General features: G+C 67.5%; 5 protein-coding genes. All 5 read left to right on the top strand.

Features of this window, described 5'->3' with window-relative positions; all coding sequences use genetic code 11:
* A partial coding sequence (locus WBF82_RS18460) for an ATP-binding protein (RefSeq protein WP_424384402.1) occupies positions 1-694 on the top strand: 694 nt, incomplete at its 5' end.
* The gene (gene dprA, locus WBF82_RS18455) at positions 691-1,833 is read left to right on the top strand and encodes a DNA-processing protein DprA (protein ID WP_424384401.1); all 1,143 of its coding nucleotides are present in this window, start codon (positions 691-693) and stop codon (positions 1,831-1,833) included. The genes WBF82_RS18460 and dprA, both read left to right, overlap by 4 nt.
* Before the next feature lie 59 nt (positions 1,834-1,892).
* A complete protein-coding gene (locus tag WBF82_RS18450; RefSeq protein ID WP_424384400.1) occupies positions 1,893-2,750 on the top strand; it encodes a siderophore-interacting protein in 858 nt (285 codons plus the stop codon).
* Positions 2,751-2,774: 24 nt separating this feature from the next.
* Positions 2,775-3,935, top strand: a complete 1,161-nt coding sequence (locus tag WBF82_RS18445) for an alpha-hydroxy-acid oxidizing protein (protein ID WP_424384399.1) — start codon at positions 2,775-2,777, stop codon at positions 3,933-3,935.
* A gap of 32 nt (positions 3,936-3,967) precedes the next feature.
* Positions 3,968-4,489 (top strand): site-specific integrase (locus WBF82_RS18440; RefSeq protein ID WP_424384398.1); only part of this gene is annotated, 522 nt, incomplete at its 3' end.

The raw sequence follows: 4,489 nt of genomic DNA, 5'->3' as shown, positions 1-4,489 counted from the left end.
CAGCTCCAGCGTTGCGGCATTGGTCGGCGGTGGATCGGGGATGGCGCGGCCCGGTGCGGTCAGTCGGGCGCACCGCGGGGTGCTGTTCCTCGACGAATGCGCCGAGATAAACGTGAACGTGTTGGAGGCGTTGCGAACGCCGTTGGAGGACGGTGAGATTCGGCTGGCCCGCAGAGATGGGGTGGCGTGTTATCCGGCCCGCTTTCAACTCATTATGGCCGCTAACCCGTGCCCCTGCGCGCCGGGGGATCCGCGTGACTGCATGTGCGCGGCAGCGGTCAAACGCCGCTATCTGGGCCGCTTGTCCGGTCCGCTACTGGACCGCGTCGACTTGCGGGTCGAGATGCATCGGGTGCCGATGAGCGCGTTGGCAACTGCCGAGGCCGAGTCGACGGCACAGGTCCGAAGCAGGGTGGCACGCGCACGTGATGCGGCGATGCAGCGCTGGCGCCCACACGGATTCCGCACCAATGCCGAGGTCACCGGAACACTGCTGCGGCGCCGATTCCGGCTTGGCAGCGCGGTGATGCAACCACTGCACAGCGCGCTGCAACGCGACTTGCTGAGTATCCGCGGCGTCGACCGGACACTGCGAGTCGCGTGGACTTTGGCCGACCTGGCCGGTCGCACATCACCCGCACGCGATGACGTGGCGGTCGCATTGAGCTTTCGCCAAGCCGGAGCGTCGCGATGAGCGACTCGACGTTGCGCGCATGGGCCTACCTGTCCGGGGTGGTCGAACCGCCCTGCGCTGAACTGGCCGCGTTGGTGGATCGTGTCGGGCCGGTCGAAGCAGCCGAACGGGTGCGACGAGGCGAGGTCAATGACAACCTGGCCCGTCATACCGAAGCGAGGCGCGAAATCGACAGGGCCACAGATGATCTCGAATTGCTTGCTCGCCGCGGTGGTCGGTTGATCACACCCGACGATGACGAGTGGCCACTGCTGGCGCTCGCGGCGTTCGACAGCGTCGCGGTCGCGGCGAAGCCACAGGGCAGGCCGCCGTTGGTGTTGTGGGCGGTGGGCCCGGCACGGCTCGACGAGACAGCGCAGCGGGCAGCCGCCGTCGTGGGGACCCGAGCCGCAACCAGCTACGGGGAGCACGTCGCCGGCGACCTCGCGGCGGGGTTATCCGAGCGGGACGTCGCGGTGGTCTCCGGCGGGGCCTACGGCATCGACGGTGCGGCCCACCGTGCCGCACTCGCGGTCGATGGCGTCACTGTCGCAGTCTTGGCGGGAGGGATTGATATCCCTTATCCCGCTGGGCATTCCGGCTTATTGCATCGAATCGCCAGCAACGGGTTGTTGGTAACCGAATATCCGCCGGGGGTACGACCTGCACGGCACCGCTTCCTGACGCGCAATCGGCTGGTTGCTGCGTTGGCCGGCGCGGCGGTCGTGGTGGAGGCCGGTCTGCGCAGTGGCGCGGCAAACACCGCCGCGTGGGCGCGGGCGCTAGGCAGGATAGTGGGCGCGGTGCCCGGACCGGTGACGTCGTCGGCGTCGACGGGATGCCACGCCCTGCTGCGCACCGGCGCCGAGGTGATCACCCGCGCCGAGGACATCGTCGAGCTGGTGGGTTGCATCGGTGAGTTGGCGCCCGAGCAGTCGCGCCCTGCCACGCCGCTGGACGAGCTCAGTGACGACGAGCGGCTGGTTTACGAGGCGCTACCTGGACGAGGAGTCGCCACGGTCGACGAGATCGCCGTTGCCGCAGCGCTGGAACCGACCCGGATCCTGGCTCCGCTGGCGATGCTGGAGGTTGCGGGCCTGGCCGAACGACACGACGGCCGCTGGCGAATCGTTCGGAATCGCAGCGGGCCAGGGGCGTAGCCGCCAGCTCGTATAGTCGACGGGGTCAGCTCTGAAGGGCTCTGAAGGGGAGGGATCGCGTGGCCGGTCGACCAGTGCACACCTTCGAAGTGGTGCGCCGCGAAGAAGTCACGTCGCACATGGTCCGGGTTGTCCTCGGCGGCAGCGGCTTCGACACATTCAAGCCCAGCGAGTTCACCGACTCCTACGTCAAGCTGGTATTTGTCGCTGAGGACGTCGATGCAGCCAGCCTGTCGCAGCCGTTGACGTTGGACAGTTTCGCCGACCTGCCCGCCACCAAGCAGCCGGTAATTCGAACCTTGACCGTGCGGCGGGCCGATCCGGTCGCCCGCGAGATCGCGATCGACATTCTTGTGCACGGTGAGCACGGCACAGCCGGCCCGTGGGCCGCAGCGGCCGAACCCGGGCAGCCGGTGTACCTGATGGGGCCCAGTGGCGCCTACAGCCCGGATCCGGCCGCCGACTGGCACTTGCTGGCCGGTGACGAGACTGCATTGCCGGCCATCAGCGTTGCACTGGAAGCGTTGCCCGCCAACGCAATTGGTCAAGTATTCATCGAGATTGCCGAACCCGAGAACGAAATCCCGCTGACCGCACCAGAGGGTGTCGGAATCAATTGGATCTACCGCGGCGGGCGAGCCGATCTGATCAGCGAGGACCGAGCCGGCGACCACGCGCCGCTGATCGAGGCCGTCAAATCGGCCCCGTGGCTACCCGGGCAGGTGCACGTCTTCGTCCACGGCGAGGCGCAAGCGGTCATGCACAACATCCGGCCCTATATCCGCAAAGAGCGCGAAGTGGATGCGAAGTGGGCGTCGATCTCGGGTTATTGGCGGCGCGGCCGCACCGAAGAGACGTTCCGGCAGTGGAAGAAGGAGCTCGCGGCTGCCGAGGCGGCGGCCGGCGCGGCTGACTGATCGTCGACTGGCATTCTGACCCCCATGGCATTTGGGGACTACCAGTTCGAGATCTACCTGCAAGGCCTGTCCGGAGTCGCGCCGTCATTGCCGATGGCCTATGCCGAACTGGAGGCCAAGGCCGCCGCGGCGCTGCCACCGTCAGTGTGGTCGTACGTTGCCGGCGGCGCCGGAGACGAGCGCACTCAGCGGGCCAACTGTGCCGCCTTTGAAAAATGGGGGCTGATGCCCCGGATGTTCGTCGGCGCCAAGGAACGTGACCTGTCGATCGAGCTGTTCGGCATGACACTGCCGTCACCGGTATTCATGGCGCCGATCGGCGTGATCGGCATCTGCGCCCAAGATGGCCACGGCGACGTGGCCACGGCCCGCGCCGCTGCCCGCACCGGGGTCCCGATGGTGATGTCGACGTTGACGACCGACCCGCTCGAAGACGTCGCCGCCGAGTTCGGCGAGACTCCGGGGTTCTTTCAGCTCTACACGCCTACCGACCGCGACCTGGCGGCCAGCCTTGTGCATCGCGCCGAGGCGGCCGGGTTCAAGGGGGTCGTCGTCACCCTCGATACCTGGGTGCCTGGTTGGCGGCCGCGAGACCTGAGCACCGCGAACTTTCCTCAGCTACGCGGACATTGCCTGAGCAACTACACCAGTGACCCGGTGTTTCGTGCCAGTCTGCCGGCGCCACCCGAGGAAAACCCGCAGGCCGTAGTGCTGCGTTGGGCGCAAATCTTCGGCAACCCACTCACCTGGGACGACCTTCCCTGGCTGCGCTCACTGACCACGCTGCCACTGATCGTCAAGGGCATCTGCGACCCTGACGATGCGCGTCGCGCCAAAGACGGCGGCGTTGACGGCATCTACTGCTCCAATCACGGCGGACGGCAGGCCAACGGCGGCTTGCCCGCGCTGGACTGCCTGCCAGATGTGGTTGAGGCCGCCGACGGGCTGCCGGTGCTGTTCGACTCGGGAATCCGCAGCGGGGCCGACATCGTCAAAGCCCTCGCGCTCGGCGCGACCGCCGTGGGCATCGGGCGGCCCTATGCCTACGGCCTAGCGCTGGGCGGCATCGACGGCATCGTGCACGTGCTGCGCGCTCTGCTGGCCGAAGCCGACCTGACGATGGCTGTCGACGGATACACATCGCTGGCCGATCTCACTCCGGACACCTTGCGGCGCGTCAGCTGAGTCGGGCCGCCGATGTCTGCGACCGTGGGGTAGTGGAGGCGATCCTCGAGGAGTTCGACGACTTCTTGGCGCTGCAACGCGGTCGCTCGGCCCATACCCGCCGCGCCTACCTTGGCGATCTGCGATCGTTGTTCGATTTCGTGGACGATCGCTCGCCCGGAACAGGTCTGCGTGGGCTGAGTCTGCCGGTGTTGCGATCGTGGCTGGCCGCCGGGGCCGGTGCGGGCGCCGCCCGCACGACGTTGGCGCGCCGCACCTCGGCGGTTAAGGCGTTCACCGCGTGGGCGGTTCGGCAAGGGTTGATGACCGACGACCCGGCCGCCCGCCTGCAGGCGCCGAAGACGCGTCGCACACTGCCGGCGGTGTTGCGGCAAGATCAAGCGCTTGCCGCCATGTCAGCAGCGAAATCCGGTTGCCAGCAAGGTGATCCGCTCGCACTGCGGGATCGGTTGATCGTGGAGTTGTTGTATGCGACCGGCATCCGGGTCAGCGAGCTGTGCGGTCTGGACATCGACGACGTCGACACTGTGCATCGGGTGCTGCGGGTCCTGGGT

The organism is Mycobacterium sp., from assembly GCF_049673265.1.
GTDB lineage: Bacteria > Actinomycetota > Actinomycetes > Mycobacteriales > Mycobacteriaceae > Mycobacterium.
This window is presented reverse-complemented; position numbering and strand designations above follow the sequence as displayed.